The sequence below is a fragment of the uncultured Tateyamaria sp. genome (assembly GCF_947503385.1).
In the GTDB taxonomy this organism is placed as follows: Bacteria; Pseudomonadota; Alphaproteobacteria; order Rhodobacterales; family Rhodobacteraceae; genus Tateyamaria.
On sequence record NZ_CANNDO010000002.1, the window covers coordinates 438,932 to 457,272 of the forward strand.

General features: G+C 60.5%; 23 protein-coding genes. All 23 read right to left on the reverse strand.

Annotated elements, in window-relative coordinates:
- Positions 1-3: 3 nt before the first annotated feature.
- Complete coding sequence (locus tag Q1A85_RS08110) at positions 4-492, reverse strand: GNAT family N-acetyltransferase (protein WP_366140572.1); 489 nt, start codon at positions 490-492, stop codon at positions 4-6.
- A 75-nt stretch (positions 493-567) separates the two neighbouring features.
- A complete protein-coding gene (locus tag Q1A85_RS08115; RefSeq protein WP_299687149.1) occupies positions 568-2,238 on the reverse strand; it encodes a ribonuclease J in 1,671 nt (556 codons plus the stop codon).
- Between the two features lie 4 nt (positions 2,239-2,242).
- A complete protein-coding gene (locus tag Q1A85_RS08120; RefSeq protein ID WP_299687151.1) occupies positions 2,243-3,016 on the reverse strand; it encodes a type III pantothenate kinase in 774 nt (257 codons plus the stop codon).
- A gap of 10 nt (positions 3,017-3,026) precedes the next feature.
- Positions 3,027-3,746, reverse strand: a complete 720-nt coding sequence (locus Q1A85_RS08125) for a biotin--[acetyl-CoA-carboxylase] ligase (RefSeq protein WP_299687153.1) — start codon at positions 3,744-3,746, stop codon at positions 3,027-3,029.
- 61 nt (positions 3,747-3,807) lie between these two features.
- Positions 3,808-5,253 (reverse strand): NADH-quinone oxidoreductase subunit NuoN, encoded by a 1,446-nt coding sequence (gene nuoN, locus Q1A85_RS08130; RefSeq protein WP_299687155.1) that lies wholly within the window; start codon positions 5,251-5,253, stop codon positions 3,808-3,810.
- 12 nt (positions 5,254-5,265) lie between these two features.
- Entirely contained in the window at positions 5,266-6,807 is a 1,542-nt protein-coding gene (locus Q1A85_RS08135) for an NADH-quinone oxidoreductase subunit M (RefSeq protein ID WP_299687157.1), read from the reverse strand.
- Positions 6,807-7,064, reverse strand: a complete 258-nt coding sequence (locus Q1A85_RS08140) for a hypothetical protein (RefSeq protein WP_299687159.1) — start codon at positions 7,062-7,064, stop codon at positions 6,807-6,809. The genes Q1A85_RS08135 and Q1A85_RS08140 overlap by 1 nt, the downstream gene beginning before the upstream one ends.
- Positions 7,064-9,133 (reverse strand): NADH-quinone oxidoreductase subunit L, encoded by a 2,070-nt coding sequence (nuoL, locus tag Q1A85_RS08145; protein ID WP_299687161.1) that lies wholly within the window; start codon positions 9,131-9,133, stop codon positions 7,064-7,066. Before nuoL ends, Q1A85_RS08140 begins: the two co-directional genes overlap by 1 nt.
- A 7-nt stretch (positions 9,134-9,140) precedes the next feature.
- Complete coding sequence (gene nuoK / locus Q1A85_RS08150; RefSeq protein WP_187428658.1) at positions 9,141-9,446, reverse strand: NADH-quinone oxidoreductase subunit NuoK; 306 nt, start codon at positions 9,444-9,446, stop codon at positions 9,141-9,143.
- A 26-nt stretch (positions 9,447-9,472) separates the two neighbouring features.
- Positions 9,473-9,937 carry a hypothetical protein gene (locus Q1A85_RS08155; RefSeq protein WP_299687164.1) on the reverse strand — a complete coding sequence of 155 codons (465 nt, stop codon included), beginning with the start codon at positions 9,935-9,937 and terminating at the stop codon, positions 9,473-9,475.
- A complete protein-coding gene (locus Q1A85_RS08160) occupies positions 9,934-10,434 on the reverse strand; it encodes a hypothetical protein (protein ID WP_299687165.1) in 501 nt (166 codons plus the stop codon). The genes Q1A85_RS08155 and Q1A85_RS08160 overlap by 4 nt, the downstream gene beginning before the upstream one ends.
- An 8-nt stretch (positions 10,435-10,442) precedes the next feature.
- Positions 10,443-11,045: an NADH-quinone oxidoreductase subunit J gene (locus Q1A85_RS08165; RefSeq protein ID WP_299687167.1), complete on the reverse strand. Its 603-nt coding sequence runs from the start codon at positions 11,043-11,045 to the stop codon at positions 10,443-10,445.
- Entirely contained in the window at positions 11,042-11,461 is a 420-nt protein-coding gene (locus Q1A85_RS08170) for a carboxymuconolactone decarboxylase family protein (protein WP_299687169.1), read from the reverse strand. The genes Q1A85_RS08165 and Q1A85_RS08170 overlap by 4 nt, the downstream gene beginning before the upstream one ends.
- Complete coding sequence (locus tag Q1A85_RS08175) at positions 11,454-11,837, reverse strand: carboxymuconolactone decarboxylase family protein (RefSeq protein WP_299687172.1); 384 nt, start codon at positions 11,835-11,837, stop codon at positions 11,454-11,456. Before Q1A85_RS08175 ends, Q1A85_RS08170 begins: the two co-directional genes overlap by 8 nt.
- Positions 11,834-12,328, reverse strand: a complete 495-nt coding sequence (nuoI, locus tag Q1A85_RS08180; protein WP_299687174.1) for an NADH-quinone oxidoreductase subunit NuoI — start codon at positions 12,326-12,328, stop codon at positions 11,834-11,836. Before nuoI ends, Q1A85_RS08175 begins: the two co-directional genes overlap by 4 nt.
- Before the next feature lie 3 nt (positions 12,329-12,331).
- A complete protein-coding gene (locus tag Q1A85_RS08185) occupies positions 12,332-12,526 on the reverse strand; it encodes a hypothetical protein (RefSeq protein ID WP_299687175.1) in 195 nt (64 codons plus the stop codon).
- A gap of 3 nt (positions 12,527-12,529) precedes the next feature.
- Positions 12,530-13,567, reverse strand: coding sequence for an NADH-quinone oxidoreductase subunit NuoH (gene nuoH, locus Q1A85_RS08190; RefSeq protein ID WP_299687177.1), 1,038 nt, complete (start codon positions 13,565-13,567; stop codon positions 12,530-12,532).
- Between the two features lie 6 nt (positions 13,568-13,573).
- Positions 13,574-13,954 (reverse strand): hypothetical protein, encoded by a 381-nt coding sequence (locus Q1A85_RS08195; protein WP_299687179.1) that lies wholly within the window; start codon positions 13,952-13,954, stop codon positions 13,574-13,576.
- Between the two features lie 373 nt (positions 13,955-14,327).
- On the reverse strand, positions 14,328-16,346 hold the full coding sequence (gene nuoG / locus Q1A85_RS08200; RefSeq protein ID WP_299687181.1) for an NADH-quinone oxidoreductase subunit NuoG: 2,019 nt from the start codon (positions 16,344-16,346) through the stop codon (positions 14,328-14,330).
- Between the two features lie 3 nt (positions 16,347-16,349).
- Positions 16,350-16,739: a DUF5333 domain-containing protein gene (locus Q1A85_RS08205; RefSeq protein ID WP_299687183.1), complete on the reverse strand. Its 390-nt coding sequence runs from the start codon at positions 16,737-16,739 to the stop codon at positions 16,350-16,352.
- A gap of 127 nt (positions 16,740-16,866) precedes the next feature.
- Positions 16,867-17,208 (reverse strand): hypothetical protein, encoded by a 342-nt coding sequence (locus Q1A85_RS08210; RefSeq protein WP_299687185.1) that lies wholly within the window; start codon positions 17,206-17,208, stop codon positions 16,867-16,869.
- A gap of 59 nt (positions 17,209-17,267) precedes the next feature.
- On the reverse strand, positions 17,268-17,813 hold the full coding sequence (locus tag Q1A85_RS08215) for a hypothetical protein (RefSeq protein ID WP_299687187.1): 546 nt from the start codon (positions 17,811-17,813) through the stop codon (positions 17,268-17,270).
- Between the two features lie 72 nt (positions 17,814-17,885).
- A complete protein-coding gene (locus Q1A85_RS08220) occupies positions 17,886-18,332 on the reverse strand; it encodes a DUF3291 domain-containing protein (RefSeq protein WP_299687189.1) in 447 nt (148 codons plus the stop codon).
- Between the last annotated feature and the right edge of the window lie 9 nt (positions 18,333-18,341).

Here is an 18,341-nt window from a genome sequence, read left to right on the forward strand (position 1 = left end):
CCCCTAGGGCTTCGCTAGCATCGGCAGTATGCGACCCCATTGCGATTCCCGAGGCTGCCCTGACGGTTCAAATCCAAGCTTCGTGTACACTGCAATCGCCCGCTCATTGTCCGGGTGAGGGTCAGTCGCAATTATTGGCGCACCCTTGTCAAAAAGGACTCTCATTCTTGCACCGATGAAAGCAGTCCCGTGCCCAACTCCAATCATCTTGGGATCGCCAATGTACTGATCAATCCCTCGTGCGCCCTTTGGAAGCTCTGCAAAGTGATGATCCTCCCACCCGTGGACGGAATAATCCTGCATGAAGGCAAATGGCCGTTCCTCGAACGAGACGACGAAACGAGAAACGCGAGGATCGTTTAGTCCTTCCTGATCATATGGTTCGTCTAGATCCCACCATTCGCGGACATGTGGCTGCATTTGCCACGCCAATAACATTGGCAGATCGCCCATAGTCACGCGGCGGAAATCGTAATGTCTGGCGACTGTCATTCCGACACTATAGCACGTCACTTCACTGTAGGTCTGGCCTCTCAGCCACCAATTGCAGCGACTCCGACGCCTGGCTCAGTGCATCCGGCTGACGACCACCGTCACCTCCGGCTTTTTGCCGATCTCGTCCTGCGCTGTTTTACGCACAACCCGCCGCAACGCATCAGACAAGCTGTCATCGTCGCGCAATGTTTTGGCATCCGCACGGCCCAAAAACTGGCTCAAATCCGCTTCGAGCACATCCACCAGTGCCGCATTCGACCGACCTGTTTCCGGCAGGCCCATCAACTCGCACCATGGATCACCCAGCGGTTCATCCTCTTCATCAAGGATCAGCGTCACCGTCACGTGCCCATTCAGCGCCATGCGAATGCGGTCACGCACCACACCGTCCAGCGCGCCAATCTGTACGGAGCCGTCCAGATAGGTTCGGCCCGTTTCAACGTAACCCGCAACCTTGGGCGCATTGCCGCTGAGGTCGATCATCATCCCATTCACCGCCAGAACGCCGTGGCGCCCCTTGGATTCGGTCAGCTTTACATGTTCGCGCAAGTGCCGGTGTTCGCCGTGCATGGGCACCACGATCTGTGGCTGCACGATGTCCTGCAATTGCTCTAGGTCCGGGCGGTTGGCGTGGCCCGACACGTGGTACAGGCCAGAGGAGTCATCCACCACGTCCACACCCTTTTCCGAGAGCATGTTCATGATGCGGATGACGCCTTTTTCATTGCCGGGAATTGTCTTGGACGAGAACAGGAACAGGTCCCCTTCCTTCAGCTCCAACCCCATGTATTTTCCATTGGCCAGCTGCGCCGAGGCCGCGCGGCGTTCACCCTGCGATCCCGTCACCAGAAGCATCAGGTTCTCGCGCGGGATGTTCTTGGCATCCTCGGGGCTGACGGTTGTGGGGAAATCACGCAGCACGCCCGTTTCCACCGCTGCCTCGATCATCCGCCGCATTGCGCGGCCCAGAAGGACAATTGACCGACCCGCCTTGGCCCCCGCCTCGGCCAGTGTTTTCACGCGGGCAACATTGGAGGCGAACGTCGTTGCCACAACCATGCCCGTGTCATGGCCCCGCACCAGCTTTTCGATCTCGGGCCCAAGGCTCATCTCGGACCGGCCCGGATGGGGCGAAAACACATTGGTCGAATCGCAGATCAGAGCCTTGACTCCATCCTTTGACACCTCGGCCCAAAGGTCCGGATCAAAGGGCTCGCCCACAATCGGCGTCGGGTCCAGCTTGAAATCGCCCGAGTGGATGACGCGGCCATCAGGCGTGTCGATCACAAGTGCTGCACTTTCGGGGATCGAATGCGACATCGGCAAAAAGCCCACCTTGAACGGGCCCGCCTGCACCTGATCGGGCCAAGCTGCCGCGATGCGCACGGCCTCGTCCGGATGGCCATACTCGGCCATTTTGCGCCGCGCGATATTCGCCGTGAAGGGGCGCGCATAAATTGGCGCGCCAAGCCGCTCGTAAGTGTGGGACACAGCGCCCACATGGTCCTCGTGGGCGTGGGTTACAAAAATCGCCTCGATGCGATCACGGCGCTCGGCCAACCACTCAACGTCCGGCAGGATCAGGTCCACACCGGGCGAGCCGTCCATGTCGGGAAAGGCCACACCCATGTCGACCACGATCAACCGCTCTTCATCCTGCGCCCCATACCCGTACACATAGGCATTCATACCAATTTCACCCGCCCCACCAAGGGGAAGGTAGATCAAACGTTCACTGCTCATTGTGTCAGCTGTTTTCCTTGTTGTAGCGATAGATGACCGTCAGGCCATGCATCGTCAAATCATCTTGATAGTCGTCAAACAGGGTCTCGGTCGCTTGGAATAGCGGCGCCAGACCTCCGGTTGCGATCACGCGCATGTCGCGGGCGCGTTCCGCCTTGATCCGGGCACATATCTCACGGACGAGGCCCACGTAACCCCAAAAGACCCCTGACTGCATACAGGCGACCGTGTTTGTCCCCACCACAGCTTGCGGCTTGGTGATATCGACATGCGGCAGAGCGGCGGCGGCATTGTGCAGCGCCTCAAGGCTCAGGTTTACGCCCGGCGCGATCACACCGCCCACGTAGGCCCCGTCGCTCGCCACCACGTCAAACGTGGTCGCGGTGCCGAAATCCACCACAATCAGATCGCCGCCGCAGCGGTCATAGGCCCCTGCCGTATTGACCAGGCGGTCGGGCCCAATCTGCGTGCCTTCGTCCACCCGCGGATCCACAGGCAGCAGGCAGTCAGATTTGCCCACCACGTAAGGGCGGCAATTGAAGTAACGGTCGCACAGGACCCGAAGGTTGAACACGACCCGCGGCACGGTGGACGAGATGATCACATCCGTGATCTCCACATCCAGCTTCTGGAACCCCATAAGCGAAGACAGCCAGACATAGTATTGATCCGCCGTGCGCTGCCATTCCGTGGACGTACGCCAGGTGGCAATAAACGCCGCCCCGTCCCAGATCGAGAACATGGTGTTGGTGTTGCCGCAGTCGATGGTCAGAAGCATGTGCGCCCCTTCAGAAATAGACATCCGCCGCCGGGATGTGCACCCGGCCCTTGGCCGTCTCTAGAACAAGTTGCCCATCGCCGTCCACGTCGACGAATGTGCCGGTCTGGCTGTCATGTGTCGTACGCGCCGTGATGACCTCACCCAATCGCGCGGCATGGGCCAGCCACGCTGTGCGAATGGGCGCAAATCCGTAGGTGGTAAATTGCGCTTCGTGCCGGGCAAAGGCATCCGCAAGCAGGTTCAAAAACGGTTCCGCCGCCACGTCCACACCCAATGACCTGAGCGCGACGGGCGGCACCGCCCCCGGTTCCACCTCATCCGCGGACGGAGCGGCCACAAGGTTCACACCCACGCCAATGGCCAAATGCGCGGGCCCGACCGTCTCCAACAAGATCCCGGCCAGCTTTCCGCCGCGCAGCAACACATCGTTGGGCCATTTTAGCGCAAAGGCATCCTCGCGCCCTGTCGCGGCCACACATGCGTCTCGCAATGCCAGCGACATTACAAAGGACCGCAGCGCCGCCTGTCCCGGAGGTCCGGCCACCGGCATCACGAGGGTTGCGGCAAAATTCCCGACGGGCATCGCCCATGGACGCCCACGCCGCCCGCGTGCCGCCGTTTGTCGATGTGCCAAAATCCACGCAGGGCCTGCCAATTCCGGCGCCACGCGCGCCGCCTCGCTCAACGTGGAATCAACGGATTGCAACACGATCCGGCCATAGCCCAAGGGCCACCCCGTCTCTGTCCCAAAAAAATCCCCCCCGGAGGGCCGATCTGCCACGAAGCGCCTAGTTCACCAGTACGGTCGCAGCCGCAGCCGCAGCACTTTCGACGCCAAACATATTGATGACCGGCAAGATCGACACAAACATCAGCACCGCAGACGCCATCAGCATCCCCCACAGCACCGGACTTTTGCCGCCGTTCAGACCCTCTTCCTGCGTGTCGCCAAAATACATGAAAAACACGATGCGAAGGTAATAATAGGCCCCGATCACTGACGCGACCACACCGGCAATGGCAAGCCATTCCAGACCACCTTCATAGGCCGCACGCAGCACATAGAGCTTGCCAAAAAAGCCCAGGAAGGGTGGCACACCCGCAAGCGAAAACAGCAGCACCAGCATCGCCAGCGCCTTGGCAGGCTCCTGCCGGTGGTACAGACGCAGCGCATTGATATCCGTGACCGGCTGGCCGTCCTTTTCCATCATCAGGATAAAGGCAAAGGTGCCCACGTTCATGGTGACGTAAATCGCCATGTAGATCAGCATCGCCTGCACACCCAGCACCGTGCCCGCAGCCAACCCCATCAGCGCGTAGCCCATATGGGCGATGGACGAAAACGCCATCAGGCGTTTGATGTTGGTCTGCCCGATGGCCGCGAATGCGCCAAGGAACATGCTCAGTACCGCCAAGAGCGCCATGACCTGCTGCCAGTCAGCAATCGCGCCGCCAAAGGCGTCGTGCATGACGCGGGCAAAGAGCGCCATGGCCGCCACCTTGGGCGCGGTGGCAAAAAAGGCCGTGACCGGCGTGGGCGAGCCTTCATAGACGTCTGGCGTCCACATGTGGAACGGCACCGCCGACACCTTGAAGGCAAAGCCTGCCATGAGGAACACGAGGCCAAAGAGCAGGCCCAGCGACGCGCCCTCGCTCGCCACTTCGACAATACCCGAAAACAGCGTGGTTCCGGTGTAGCCGTAGACCAGCGATGCGCCGTAGAGCAGCAGGCCCGATGACAGCGCGCCCAGCACGAAGTATTTGAGGCCCGCCTCGGTGGATTTTACCGAATCCCGGCGCAGCGAGGCCACAACATAAAGCGCCAGAGATTGCAGTTCGAGCCCCATATACAGGGCCATCAGATCGCCTGCGGACACCATCATCATCATGCCCACTGCGGCCAGCGCCACCAGCATGGGGTATTCGAACCGCAAAAGGCCGCGGCTCGACATATAGCCTTCGCTCATCAGCAGCACGGCGGCAGCAGACACGAGGATCGTGACCTTGGCAAAGCGTGAAAACGCATCGTCCACGAACATCCCGTTGAAGGCCACATTCGTGCCCGCACCGGTGAACCCGATCCAGACGGCAATGGCGAGAAACACGGCTGATGTCGCCCAGAGCAGTGGCGACGCCATTCCGTCCTTGGACGTGTAGACCGCCATGATCAGTCCCAGCATGGCAAAACACGCCAGCAGGATTTCCGGCAGGATGATTGTAAGGTCGGCTGCCATCGCGCCCACTCCTTAGTTCGAGGCCACTTGCGTCGCGGCCTCAGCCGCGGCAAGCGCCGTATCGTATTGGTCCACAAGTGCCGCGACCGACGGGCCAATCACGTCGAGGATCAGCGCCGGGTACACGCCCAAAAGCAGCGTCATCACCACCAGCGGGGCAAAGATTGCGCGCTCGCGGCGGGTCATGTCGGTGATGCTCTTGAGGCTCTCTTTGATCAAGTCGCCCATCACCACCCGGCGATAAAGCCACAGCGCATAGGCTGCTGAAAAGATCACACCGGACGTCGCCACCAGCGCCACCCAGGTGTTAACCTGGAACACCGCCATCAGCGTCAGGAATTCGCCCACAAACCCGGAGGTGCCCGGCAAGCCCACATTGGCCATGGTGAACAGCATAAAGATCAGCGCATAGGCCGGCATCCGGTTCACGAGACCGCCATAGGCGTCAATCTCGCGCGTGTGCATCCGGTCATAGATCACACCCACACAAAGGAACAGCGCGCCCGAGATGAAGCCGTGCGACAGCATCTGGAAGATCGCGCCATCAATCCCCTGCTGGTTCGCAGCAAAAATCCCCATGGTGACAAAACCCATGTGGGCGACCGACGAATAGGCGATCAGCTTTTTCATGTCCTCCTGCACCAGCGCCACGAGCGAGGTGTAGACAATGGCAATGGCGCTCATCCACAGGACCAGCGGCGTCATCACTTCGGACCCGACCGGGAACATCGGGATCGAGAACCGGATAAAGCCGTAGCCACCCAGTTTCAGCAAGATCGCCGCCAGCACAACCGATCCCGCCGTGGGCGCCTGCACGTGCGCATCGGGCAGCCATGTATGAACCGGCCACATCGGCATTTTCACGGCAAAGCTGGCAAAGAAGGCGAGGAACAGCAGCGTCTGCAACCCGCCCACGATCTGAACGCCCAGCAGGCTGAAGCTCTCGAAGGCAAAGTTGTGGCTTAGCAGCGCCTCGATATCGGTGGTGCCCGCGTCCGCGTACATGCCCACCATCGCCACCAGCATCAGCACCGAGCCGAGGAAGGTGTAGAGAAAGAACTTGAAGCTCGCATAAATGCGGTTCGCCCCACCCCAGATGCCGATGATCAGGAACATCGGGATCAGACCCGCCTCGAAGAACAGGTAGAACAACACCAGATCGAGTGCGATGAACACGCCCAGCATGAGCGTTTCCAACAGCAAAAAGGCGATCATGTATTCTTTGACCCGTGTGTTTACATCCCACGACGCCGCAATCACCAGCGGCATCATGAAGGTGGTCAGCATCACAAACAGCACACTGATCCCGTCCACACCCATCTTGTAGGTCAGGCCCATGATCCACGTCGTCTCTTCGACAAACTGGAAGCCGGTGTCGTTGCGATCAAACCCGAACAGGATGAACAGGGACACAAGGAACGTGGCGGATGTGGCGAACATGGCCACCCACTTGGCGTTGCGGTTGGCCGCTTCGTCATCACCGCGCAGGAAAATGGCGAGGATCAGCGCCGCCAGCGCAGGCGTGAAGGTAACGATGGAAAGAAGGTTGTCCATCAGAACAATCCCCCGAATAGATTGGTAAAGAAGGCCACAATCAAAAGCAGCGGCAAGAGGACCACGATCACGGCGGCAATCAGCGACACATAGGCCATCGTGCTCACAAACAGCCCTGCGCCTGCAACCACGAGCGCCGACCGCGCGAGGCCACGTTGCCACCATTGCGGCGCGCCCAGAAAAAACGCGGCCACGGCCATCAACAGGGTCAACCCGCCGACCATGGCCCAGAATTCCATTGGAAGTGCCTGAAGCATCAGTTCGCCCCCCCGCTCAAGGTCATCCAAGTGATGAGGATGGCAATCCCGATCACCATGGCGAAGGCATAAGTAAAGATGTAGCCGGACTGCGCCCGTCCCGCGAGGCGGGTAAAGAACGGAACGATGCCCATCGACACGCCATTGATCGTGCCGTCAATGACGTCACCGTCGCCCTTTTTCCACAACTGCTTGCCGATCCACAAAGCAGGTTGGATGAAAACGAAATCGTAGATCTCGTCAAAGTACCACTTGTTCTTGAGAAACAGGTACAGCGGGCGCTGGTTTTCGGCCAGCCGCTTGGGCAGCGCGGGGTTGCGGATGTAGAACCAGAAGGCAAACACGAACCCGATCAGCATCGCAACAAAGGGCGACAGCTTGACCCATGTGGGCACGTAATGTGCTTCGTGGATCACGGTGTTCTCAGGTGCCATGTAGACGCCTGCGTCGCCCGGCGCTCCGGCCATCACGTATTTCAACTCGGACGCTTTGGGGCTGCGTTCGGCCACGGCTGTCTTGATGTCTTCCGCAGGCGCTTCGTATTCGCCGCCAAAGAATTTGATGATCTCATTCGGTTTGCCGAAGAAGCTGGAATACCAGATCGCACCGGCAAAGATCGCACCAAGGCTCAGCACGCCCAGCGGGATCAGCATGACCATCGGGCTTTCGTGCGCGTGCTCATGGGTGTGCTTGTCGCCGCGCGGCTCGCCCCAGAAGGTGAGGAACATCACGCGCCACGAGTAGAACGATGTGAAGAGGGCCGCGATCACCAGCGCCCAGAACGCAAAGCCGGAGCCTGCGGCATAGGCGCTCTCGATCACCGCATCCTTCGACGCGAACCCGGCAAAGCCGATCCAGCCCGACAGCGGGATGCCCACGCCTGTGATGGCAAGCGTCCCGATCAGCATGGTCCAGAACGTGTAAGGCAGCTTTTTCCGCAGGCCGCCATAGTTCATCATGTCCTGTTCGTGGTGCATCCCGTGAATAACGGACCCTGCGCCCAAAAACAGCATCGCCTTGAACCAAGCGTGCGTGAACAGGTGGAACATGGCGACCGGATACGCGCCCACACCCGCCGCCACAAACATATAGCCCAGTTGCGAGCAGGTCGAATAGGCGATCACGCGTTTGATGTCCGTCTGCACCAGACCCACGGTTGCCGCAAAAAACGCGGTCGCAGCGCCCAGCACGGTGACAAAGGCCATCGCCTCGGGCGCGAACTCCATCAGTGGCGACATGCGGCAAACAAGGAACACGCCCGCCGTCACCATGGTCGCGGCATGGATCAGCGCCGACACGGGTGTCGGGCCTTCCATCGCGTCCGGCAACCATGTGTGCAGGAACAGTTGCGCCGATTTCCCCATCGCGCCGATAAACAGCAGGAAGGCCAGAAGGTTCGCCGCGTTCCATTCCGTCCAGAGGAAGGTCAACTGCGTCTCCGCCAGCTCGGGCGCTGCGGCAAACACGTCATCAAAGTTGATGCTGTCGGTGAGGTAGAACAGGCCAAAGATCCCCAGCGCAAAGCCAAAGTCACCCACACGGTTCACGACGAAAGCCTTGATCGCGGCGGCATTGGCCGACGGCTTGCGGTAGTAGAACCCGATCAACAGGTAGGAGGCAACGCCAACCCCTTCCCAGCCAAAGAACATCTGCACAAGGTTGTCGGCGGTCACCAGCATCAGCATGGCAAAGGTAAAGAACGACAGGTAGGCAAAGAAGCGCGGCTTGTAGCTTTCGCCCTCGCGCCATTGCGGATCGTTATCCATATAGCCAAAGGAATAAAGGTGGACGAGCGACGACACGGTCGTGATCACCACCAGCATGATCGCGGTCAGCCGGTCCAGCCGGATCGCCCAGTCGGTGCTGAGGCTGCCGCTTTCGATAAAGCGCAGGATCTGGATTTGCTCGGTCGTGCCGTCAAAGGTCAGGAACACGACCCACGACAGGATTGCGCTCAGGAACAACAGGCCCGTGGCGATCCACATGGCCGCCGTCTCGCCAAAGATGCGCCAGCCAAAGCCACAGAGGATTGCGCCAACAAGCGGGGCAAAGAGGATGATGGTTTCCATGGTGCCCTTACCCTTTCATCACGTTGACGTCTTCGACGGCAATCGTCCCGCGGTTGCGGAAGAAACAGACGAGGATCGCCAGACCAATCGCCGCCTCCGCTGCGGCCACAGTCAGCACAAACAGCGTGAACACCTGTCCCACGAGGTCGCCCAGAAAGCTGGAAAACGCCACGAGGTTGATGTTCACCGCCAGCAGCATCAACTCGATGCTCATCAACAGGATGATGATGTTCTTGCGATTGAGAAACAGCCCGAAGATGCCAATGACGAACAGCGTCGCCGCAACAGTGAGGTAGTGTTCAAGTCCGATCATCGGTCTGTCCTAGTCTGTGCCGCCGGTTAACCCGCCAGCTTGAATTCCGTCTTGTCACCCCGGTCGTCGGGGTAGAGGGCGGCGCAGGCGCAGGGCTCTGCATCCAGTGTTGTGATTTCGATGTCCTTGGCCGTGCCGTCCAAGTCGGCGGCTATGCGGTCAAAGGTGGCAAAGGCGCGCGCTCCATTTTCGTGTTGCGCGAGGATGCGCAGCGCTTTGGCGGTTTTGTCGAACGGCAGCCGTGTGCCCATGTTGTCCTCGGCCGTGCGAAAGGTCAGCGCCGCACCTAGACCGCAATCCACAATGGCAAAGGACGTGGCGGTGCCTTCCTGGCTCCACCAGTCGCGCCACATCACACGCCCCTCGCCCAGATCGCGATGATCCGCCTCGCCCCCATGCGAGATATGCGTGGTCCGGTCGCAGTCGGTCAGGGTCAGGGCATGTCCGGTGCTGGCGCACAGGATCAGGATGCAGGTCACCGCGGTCTTCATGCGTCTCCCTCACCATACCACTGACAGCCACAGGTCACTTCGGTCTCGCGCAATTCCAGCACATCACCGGAATAAAGCGCATGGGCCGCGCGCCGAACGTCATTAAAGGTCACGGGCTGGTCCGCCTGCACATCCGCGCGCAAAAACTCCGTCGCGGCAAGGGCTGCGGACACAACCGCCAGTTCCGGTTGATCGTTGATAGCCAAGAACCGGCCAGTCGCGCAGTCAACAAGGCGCACACCGTTAAAGTCGTGCAACGCTTTGATCGTGGCGTTGCGGTGGCCATAGACGCCGTCGGCCTGTGGCTCAAACGGGTCCATGTAATTTTCCAGCGTCACAATGCTCTTGCTGGTGCGTGCAAACTTCAGCGTATCGCCAACACGCATCTCGCCTTCCTCAACACCATGGCAGGGCGGCAGCGGCGTGAGCGCAGCGCCCATGTGGGACGTCGCGACCAGCAGCAAGGCACTCAGGGATATGACGGCGGCGCGCGGCATTGTCGGTCTTACAGCCCCTGCCCCGGTTTGACGTCCTTCAACTCCATCGCCTTGGCCGGGTCGCGGTACATCTGGGCCAGCACGTCCTGACGCTTGACGTCCTCGCGGTGGCGCAGGGTCAGAACAATCGCGCCAACCATGGCAACCAGCAGGATCAGGCCTGACAGCTGGAACAGCAGGAAATACTGATCATAAAGGATCATGCCCAACGCTTCGGTGTTGTGGCGATCCACTGGCATCACCTGCGCGCGCATACCCTCAGCAGCCGCGTTCGATTCCCATGCGCCAAAGGCCATGACGAACTGCATCAGGATCACCACGCCGATCAGCAGCGCGAGCGGCATGTAGCGCGCCATCTCTGCCTTCAGCTCGGCAAAATCAACGTCCAGCATCATGACAACAAACAGGAACAGCACCGCGACCGCGCCCACGTAGACGATGATCAACAGCATCGCCACGAACTCCGCCCCCAGCAATACAAACAAACCCGCCGAAGACAGGAACGCGAGGATCAGCCATAGGACCGAGTGCACCGGGTTCCGGCTGACCACGGTAAAGAGGCCGCCTGCGATCACACTGACCGCAAAGAGGTAAAAGGCAAATACACTCATGTCTTGTCCTCGTCATCGTCCATGACCTCTTTGGCCAATCCCATGGCACGGGTCATTGCAGGCACACCGGCGAACATCGCCATAAGGCCCAGTGTCTCGGAAATCTGTTGGTCGGTGGCCCCGGCTTCGCGGGCGTGGCGCACGGTCTGGCGGATCGCTGCGTCGGCCTGCGCGCCTTGCATGGTCAACCCCGCAAGGGTCAGCAGCAGGCGCGTGCGCGCATCAAGTCCGTCCTTGTTGATCGCATTGCCAAACCACGTCTCCATCACGTCCTTGGGCATGGTCGGCCACAGCGTTTCGAACATCTTGGGGTCGAACCCTTTGGCCGGGTCGAACGCCGCCATTTGCGGAAACGCTTTGGTCATCTCCTGCATCTGGGCCATCATCGCGGCAAAAGGGTTCTTGTCGTCACTCATCTTCGGCCTCGAACACTTCGATTGCCGCGTTCATCCCGTTGATCATCGCCGGGAACCCGCCATAGAGCGTCATCTGGTAGATGATCTCGCAGATTTCCGCCCGGCTGGCGCCAACGGCACGTGCGCTTGCGATATTGACCTTGAGCTGCGGTCGGGTCTGACCACCTTGCGCGGTCAGCGCCGCAACGGTCGCAAGCAACCGGGTCTTTTCGTCCACCACGCCGCGCGCATAAAACGTACCATAGGGCACTTCGACGACCATGCGCGACAGGCCGGGCACAAGCGCGTCATAGCGCGCCGCCAACGCGGCTTCCATGCCGGGGTTCACCTGCTCCGACAGCGCCTTGCCGCGCTCATATGCGGTTTCAGCGTTCATCTGTAAGGTGCGTCGATCTCAAGGTTGCGGGCAATCTCGGCTTCCCAGCGTTCGCCATTCTCAAGCAGTTTGTCCTTGTCATAGAACAGCTCTTCGCGCGTCTCGGTGGAGAACTCGAAATTCGGCCCCTCGACAATCGCGTCCACCGGGCAGGCCTCCTGACAGAAACCGCAATAGATGCACTTGGTCATGTCGATGTCATAGCGCGTGGTGCGGCGGCTGCCGTCTTCGCGCGGCTCAGCATCAATGGTGATGGCCTGCGCGGGACACACCGCCTCGCAGAGCTTGCAGGCAATGCAGCGTTCTTCGCCGTTTGGATAGCGGCGCAGCGCGTGTTCGCCCCGGAACCGCGGGCTCAGCGGGCCCTTTTCATGCGGGTAGTTCACCGTCGCCTTGGGGGCAAGGAAATACTTGAGCCCCAGTTTCATCCCGACCCAGAAATCCTGTAGCAAGAAGTACTTGGCGGCGCGGCCATAATCGATCTGCGTCATCTCTCATTCTCCTCCGCTTGGGTCATTCTGGTGCATATAGGCCCAGGCCTTGAGGGCCGAGACGACCTCGCCCTGGTCCGCTTTCTCAAATTTGCCATCCGTGTCGGTGGTGCCGACCGCAAATTCCGACGTCACAAAGGCGACGAGGTCGTCAAGGTGATGTTCCGGCGCTTCGTTGATGGCTTTGGCGAGGCTCATGAACTAGCTCCCCACGGCCCAGCGGGCATAAATGCCCCAGAACCAGTCGAACTTGGCCGCAAAGGCGACAAACACGACCCAGAACAGCGAGAACGGCAGGAACACTTTCCACCCCAGCCGCATCAGCTGGTCATAGCGGTAGCGCGGCGTGATCGCCTTGACCATCGCGAACAGGAAGAAGAAGAAGCCCATCTTGGCCACCATCCACAGCGCCCCATCCGGGATGCCCGGGATCGGCGACAGCCAGCCGCCAAAGAACAGCAGCGAGGTCAGCGCACACATCAGGAAGATGGCGATATACTCACCGGCCATAAACAGCAGGAAGGGCGTGGACGAGTATTCGACCTGATAGCCTGCGACCAGCTCCGATTCCGCCTCTGGCAAGTCGAAAGGCGGGCGGTTTGTTTCGGCGAGGGCACTTATAAAGAAAAGGAAAACCATCGGCAGATGTGGCAGCCAGTACCAGCCGAAAAAGCCGTATCCGGTGTCTTGCGCGGCGACAATCGCGCCGAAATTCATCGACCCCGTCGACAGGATCACACCGATGATGATCAAGCCGATGCTTACCTCGTAGGAGATCATCTGCGCCGCCGACCGCAGCGAGCCAAGGAACGGGTATTTGGAGTTCGACGCCCAGCCGCCCATGATCACGCCGTAAACCTCAAGCGACGAGATGGCGAAGACATAGAGGATCGCGACGTTGATGTCGCTCAACACCCAGTTTTCGTTGAACGGGATCACCGCCCAGGCGACCATGGCCAGCACGAAACTGGTCATAGGGGCCAGCATGAACACCGTCTTGTCGGCACCGGCGGGCACCACGACCTCTTTGACCACGTATTTCAGCGCGTCAGCGACGGTTTGCAGCAGGCCATACGCCCCAACCATGTTGGGGCCGCGCCGCATCTGGACCGCCGCCCAGATCTTGCGGTCGCCATAGACGAGGAACAGGAGCGAGATCATGACAAATGCCACAACCGCAAGGACCTGGGCCAGGATGATGACGGCGATGCCGCCGGGGGTCGTAAAGAAATCAGCCATCAGTCCTCACACCGTCGGAATTCCCTTCTCCGCACAGGCAGCGGCCACGACTTCGGCGTCGATGGTCCGGATGCCCTGCGGCAGCGCTGGCGAGATGGTGTAAACAGCATCCGCCGTCCACACGCCAGCCTCTTCGTTGACATTCGTGCGCAAATGCCGCGCAAATCCCCAGCCGCGGATCAGCGTATAGCCTGCCGCGGCGCATTCCGCATAGTTCGCCACATCCCGCGAGGTGATCGCGTTGGTCATGGACACGTTGAACTGCACCAAGTCTTCGGCCAACAGCTGCGTCTCAACACCCCGGTAGTCCGGGATGAACTGATCCGCCGTTGGCACCGTCTCGCAGGCCGCAAGTGGCATCAGGGATATGAGCCACGCGGCCTTCATTCACACCACACCGTCGGTTGACGGAATCCCGTTACAATCCAATCATCGCCCCGCGTTTCGCCGAACAAAGTGTACAAACAAGTCTGCTCGTAAGGTTGGTATGACGTTGAAGTCGTTGTCACATTGGCCCAACCTGCGGGCCCTGACACGGTACCATAGTTTGTATTGGTAATCGGGATAGAGCCCGAAGACGTAATCGACCATTGAAACGCGCGACGTCCATCGGGCAAATCAAACACAGCAGTTGGTCTGCCATAATCAAGCATAGGCTCCGTTATGGACTTACCGACATAACTCTCCAATACCTGAGATGCGCACCCACCAGCAATGAGCAAGCTCGCAAACCCCAACAGTCTGATCACATTAAAGAGTTTCATTCAGCGGCCATCGCCTCGGATTTGCGCGCCTTGGCGTTGGCGCTCAGTTCGGCCATCAACTGGCTGGACCGGGCAATGGGGTTGGTCAGGTAGAAATCACTGATTGTCGAGACCAGCGCGCCGCCGTCGATCTTGCCCTGCGCCAGCGTCTCGCCCGAGTTCTCCGCCACCACGTCAATGTCGCCAAGATGCGGGTGCTCAGCGACGATGGCCTGCCGCAGCGCGCCAAGGCTGTCATAGGGCAACGTGGCATCAATCTCGCCTGACAGCGCGCGTAGAATGGCCCAGTTTTCCTTGGCCTCACCGGGCGCAAAGCTGGCGCGCGCAGCCAATTGCGGACGTCCTTCGGTGTTGACGAACAGCCCGCCCTCTTCGGTATAGGCGGCGCCCGGCAGGATCACGTCCGCGCGGTGTGCGCCGCGGTCGCCGTGGCTGCCCTGATAGATCACGAACGCGCCGTCCGCGATCTCGATCTCGTCCGCGCCGAGGTTATAGACCACGTCCGCCCCGTCGATGGCCGCCATGCCGTCAGGGTTTGTTGCGCCGACATCCATCGCGCCCACGCGTGCCGCAGCGGTGTGCAGGATCATCAGGCCCGACTTGGTGCTCTCGGCCAGCGCCTGCGCGCCTGCAAGGATCGCCGCACCATCCGCGCGGGTCAGCGCGCCCATGCCGACGATGATGACCGATGGTTTTTCCTGAACAGCCGAATGATCGCGTTTCAGCAACTCGTCGATGATGGTCGCATCAGTACCGATATGGTTCGCCTCGTAGGTCAGGTTTGGCATCTCACCGATCACGCCGACATTCGCACCCTGGCTCCATGCCTTGCGGATGCGCGCGTTCAGCACTGGCGCCTCAAGGCGCGGATTGGTGCCGATCAGCATGATCGCTTCTGCGGTATCAATATCCTCGATCTTCGCGGTGCCCACATAGGCCGAGCGATTGCCGGAGGGCAGTTGCGCCCCGTCCGTCCGGCATTCGACAATACCGCCCTGCCCTTGGACCAACTGTTTCAGCGCAAAGGCCGCCTCGACCGGGGCAAGATCGCCCACGAGGCCTGCCAGTTTGCTGGCCCCTTTGATCGCTTCGGCCGCCTTGCCCAAGGCCTCGGGCCATGTGGCGGGGCGCAGCTTGCCGTTTTCGCGCACATAAGGTTTGTCTAGACGCTGGCGGCGCAGCCCGTCCCAGACAAAGCGCGTCTTGTCCGAAATCCACTCCTCGTTGGTGCCGTCATGGTTCAGTGGCAGGAACCGCATCACTTCGCGGCCCTTGGTGTCCACCCGGATCGACGACCCCAGCGCATCCATTACGTCGATGCTCTCGGTCTTGGTCAGTTCCCACGGACGCGCCGTGAACGCATAGGGCTTCGACACCAGCGCACCCACCGGGCACAGGTCAATTATGTTGCCTTGCAGGTTCGAATCCAGCGTCTCGCCCAGATAGGACGTGATCTCACTGTCCTCACCCCGGCCTGTCTGGCCCATCTGGGTGATGCCCGCCACTTCGGTGGTGAAGCGCACGCAGCGGGTGCAAGAGATACAGCGCGTCATATGCGTCTCGACCAGCGGACCGAGGTCCAGATCATCCACCGCGCGCTTGGCCTCGCGGAAGCGGCTGAAATCCACGCCATAAGCCATGGCCTGATCCTGCAAGTCGCACTCGCCGCCCTGATCGCAGATCGGGCAGTCCAGCGGGTGGTTGATCAGCAGGAACTCCATCACGCCCTCGCGGGCTTTTTTGACCATGGGCGAGTTTGTCTTGACCACCGGCGGCTGGCCTTCGGGGCCGGGGCGCAGGTCCTTGACCTGCATCGCGCAGGAGGCGGCGGGCTTGGGCGGGCCACCCACAACCTCGACCAGACACATGCGGCAGTTGCCCGCAATCGACAGACGTTCGTGATAACAGAACCGGGGGATCTCGATCCCCGCCTCTTCGCAGGCCTGGATCAGGGTCATCGCCCCATCCACCTCGATCTCGTTTCCGTCGATGACGATCTTGCGCAGATTGCTCATGTATCAGTTCATCCTTAGCAGCGCGCCGATCTGGCCGCCTTTTTCAATTTCGACCCGTCCAAGGGCGCAATACGTGTCCTGTGCGCCCGCCCGCACACCCGCATCGCGCAGGTACTGGTCCCGCTCCGCCTTGAGCCGCGCCTTTTCCACGTCCGATTTGCGATAGGCGTCGATCTCGGCATCCGAATAGCCCAACTTGCGCGCCGTGCCCTTTAGGCCATTGAGCACGCTGACGGCACGGATCAGGCGGGCGGAAATGTCGGGGCAGTTCTTGCGAATTTCGTCGGCGATGCCGACGGCAAGGATCGTGCCATCAATCTCGGGCACCTCCCGCAAGGGGGGCTTGGCCGAGACGGTGCTTGCTACCAGGGCAAGTGTGAAGGCTAGTATCATTGCGCGCATCTTTTCTCTCCACGTTGCTGTCGCTGGGACGTATGTGGAAAAGCACCCATCTGCTATGCAATAACAACGCCCGGCACAAGCCGGTAGCGCGCAAAATGTCGCCTTTTTCGGTAACGAATTATTCGGGAGTACAGGTGCCGCGCAACACCAGACGGTCGCCCGCAATGGTCAGTGTGCCGTCCTCGGCATCCGGCCCGGCAATCCATGTGATATCGGACGACCCGAAATTCTTGATGCAATACCGCACCGCCTCGTAACGGCCCGCGTCGCGCGCACCCTCCAACGAGGCCGAAACCGGGCTCACCGCCACCTCGAAATCATCGCGCTGCCGGTCGATATTCGACGCGTTCGAACGGAAAAACACACCGTCAAACGCCACCCTGTCTGCGCGCCGCTCCTGACAGGCGCTCACCAGCAGCACGGCGATGAGGGCAAGGGGGGCAATTGAGGTCCGGGTCATGGTCGTCTCCACTGGTGGGCGCGACATGGGTGCGTCAAACGAACCGGTTTTGCAAGGGCTTAGACGCTGAACGCCTCTTCACGCTCTGCCATGGTCATCTTGGTCATGGCGCTGGTGTTCAGCTCGTGCAGCGGGCGGATGTAACAGCTGACCACAGCCCAGCCCCGTTCCATATCGGTAAGCTGCGACACAAACTGATGCGGGTTGGCCTTGATCATGTCGCGCACTTTTTGCGCCATGGCCTGATCGCTGTCCGAGTCGTTCCAGCTGCGGTTGGCGCTGTGACTGATCCGCCCAAGTGCGAGGAAATCACCGGCAGGCGCTTGGCTCTTGGGCAGCAAGTGGTCCACGTCCCGGCCCAGCGATGTGCGCGGCATCACCGCATCAAACGCATCGCGGTAGGTGCCATAGGACCGCTCTACATAGACCGTGGCCCATTTATTGCGCGCCAGAACAAAGACCTTGGACGGATCGCGACGCCCGATGCGAAACACATCAAGACCGGACAGCAACGCATCCGCCTTGCCAATGGCCGGTGCCGGCCATTTGATCCCCTGGGCGCGCATCGCGGCCCCATATTGGCGGGCGGTGGTGGGAGGAGCCATGAGATGTTCTCGTGAGTGGTGGCGTCGCACGGTCATCGCACAGCGCGCAGTCAACGAAAACGGTGGAATTCCCTACCTTGCGACGTGTTTCCAGCCAAAGGCGTGATCGCTGTCGCCATGTTCGGTGAGGTGGTGCAGCCGCCCGACCGCTTCGGCGACCGACGGGATATGTCCCTCCGGCGCCCACCACATCACCAGCCGCGTGCCCTGTTCGGCGTCGTCATACCATTCGGCCTTGCGGTCGTAGAACTGCTTGTGGACGGTCTGGAACACAAAGTGGCGAAAGCTCTCCACATCCTGCCAGACCGACAGGGTCGAGGCCGTGCGCGGATTGCCCCCCAGCACGCCTTGCACATCCAGCTGGGCGGCCTCCATATCCTCGCTTTCCATGTGCCAGACGTATCCGGGCGCACGCCGGGCAATGTCATAGACACGGTCGAGATTGTCCGCGAAATCCGCGACACGCGGATCGTCCCAGTCGTATTTCAGGATACCGATGTTGAATTCAGCGAGGGGCATAGCCAACCA

What these genes read in the sequence shown, in the direction of transcription:
- Q1A85_RS08110 (WP_366140572.1), bottom strand. Translation starts at nt 492, where the DNA reads ATGACAGTCGCCAGACATTACGATTTCCGCCGCGTGACTATGGGCGAT.
- Q1A85_RS08115 (WP_299687149.1), bottom strand. Translation starts at nt 2,238, where the DNA reads ATGAGCAGTGAACGTTTGATCTACCTTCCCCTTGGTGGGGCGGGTGAA.
- Q1A85_RS08120 (WP_299687151.1), bottom strand. Translation starts at nt 3,016, where the DNA reads ATGCTTCTGACCATCGACTGCGGCAACACCAACACCATGTTCTCGATC.
- nuoN (WP_299687155.1), bottom strand. Translation starts at nt 5,253, where the DNA reads ATGGCAGCCGACCTTACAATCATCCTGCCGGAAATCCTGCTGGCGTGT.
- Q1A85_RS08135 (WP_299687157.1), bottom strand. Translation starts at nt 6,807, where the DNA reads ATGGACAACCTTCTTTCCATCGTTACCTTCACGCCTGCGCTGGCGGCG.
- Q1A85_RS08140 (WP_299687159.1), bottom strand. Translation starts at nt 7,064, where the DNA reads ATGCTTCAGGCACTTCCAATGGAATTCTGGGCCATGGTCGGCGGGTTG.
- nuoL (WP_299687161.1), bottom strand. Translation starts at nt 9,133, where the DNA reads ATGGAAACCATCATCCTCTTTGCCCCGCTTGTTGGCGCAATCCTCTGT.
- nuoK (WP_187428658.1), bottom strand. Translation starts at nt 9,446, where the DNA reads ATGATCGGACTTGAACACTACCTCACTGTTGCGGCGACGCTGTTCGTC.
- Q1A85_RS08155 (WP_299687164.1), bottom strand. Translation starts at nt 9,937, where the DNA reads ATGAAGACCGCGGTGACCTGCATCCTGATCCTGTGCGCCAGCACCGGA.
- Q1A85_RS08160 (WP_299687165.1), bottom strand. Translation starts at nt 10,434, where the DNA reads ATGCCGCGCGCCGCCGTCATATCCCTGAGTGCCTTGCTGCTGGTCGCG.
- Q1A85_RS08165 (WP_299687167.1), bottom strand. Translation starts at nt 11,045, where the DNA reads ATGAGTGTATTTGCCTTTTACCTCTTTGCGGTCAGTGTGATCGCAGGC.
- Q1A85_RS08170 (WP_299687169.1), bottom strand. Translation starts at nt 11,461, where the DNA reads ATGAGTGACGACAAGAACCCTTTTGCCGCGATGATGGCCCAGATGCAG.
- Q1A85_RS08175 (WP_299687172.1), bottom strand. Translation starts at nt 11,837, where the DNA reads ATGAACGCTGAAACCGCATATGAGCGCGGCAAGGCGCTGTCGGAGCAG.
- nuoI (WP_299687174.1), bottom strand. Translation starts at nt 12,328, where the DNA reads ATGACGCAGATCGATTATGGCCGCGCCGCCAAGTACTTCTTGCTACAG.
- Q1A85_RS08185 (WP_299687175.1), bottom strand. Translation starts at nt 12,526, where the DNA reads ATGAGCCTCGCCAAAGCCATCAACGAAGCGCCGGAACATCACCTTGAC.
- nuoH (WP_299687177.1), bottom strand. Translation starts at nt 13,567, where the DNA reads ATGGCTGATTTCTTTACGACCCCCGGCGGCATCGCCGTCATCATCCTG.
- Q1A85_RS08195 (WP_299687179.1), bottom strand. Translation starts at nt 13,954, where the DNA reads ATGAAGGCCGCGTGGCTCATATCCCTGATGCCACTTGCGGCCTGCGAG.
- nuoG (WP_299687181.1), bottom strand. Translation starts at nt 16,346, where the DNA reads ATGAGCAATCTGCGCAAGATCGTCATCGACGGAAACGAGATCGAGGTG.
- Q1A85_RS08205 (WP_299687183.1), bottom strand. Translation starts at nt 16,739, where the DNA reads ATGATACTAGCCTTCACACTTGCCCTGGTAGCAAGCACCGTCTCGGCC.
- Q1A85_RS08210 (WP_299687185.1), bottom strand. Translation starts at nt 17,208, where the DNA reads ATGACCCGGACCTCAATTGCCCCCCTTGCCCTCATCGCCGTGCTGCTG.
- Q1A85_RS08215 (WP_299687187.1), bottom strand. Translation starts at nt 17,813, where the DNA reads ATGGCTCCTCCCACCACCGCCCGCCAATATGGGGCCGCGATGCGCGCC.
- Q1A85_RS08220 (WP_299687189.1), bottom strand. Translation starts at nt 18,332, where the DNA reads ATGCCCCTCGCTGAATTCAACATCGGTATCCTGAAATACGACTGGGAC.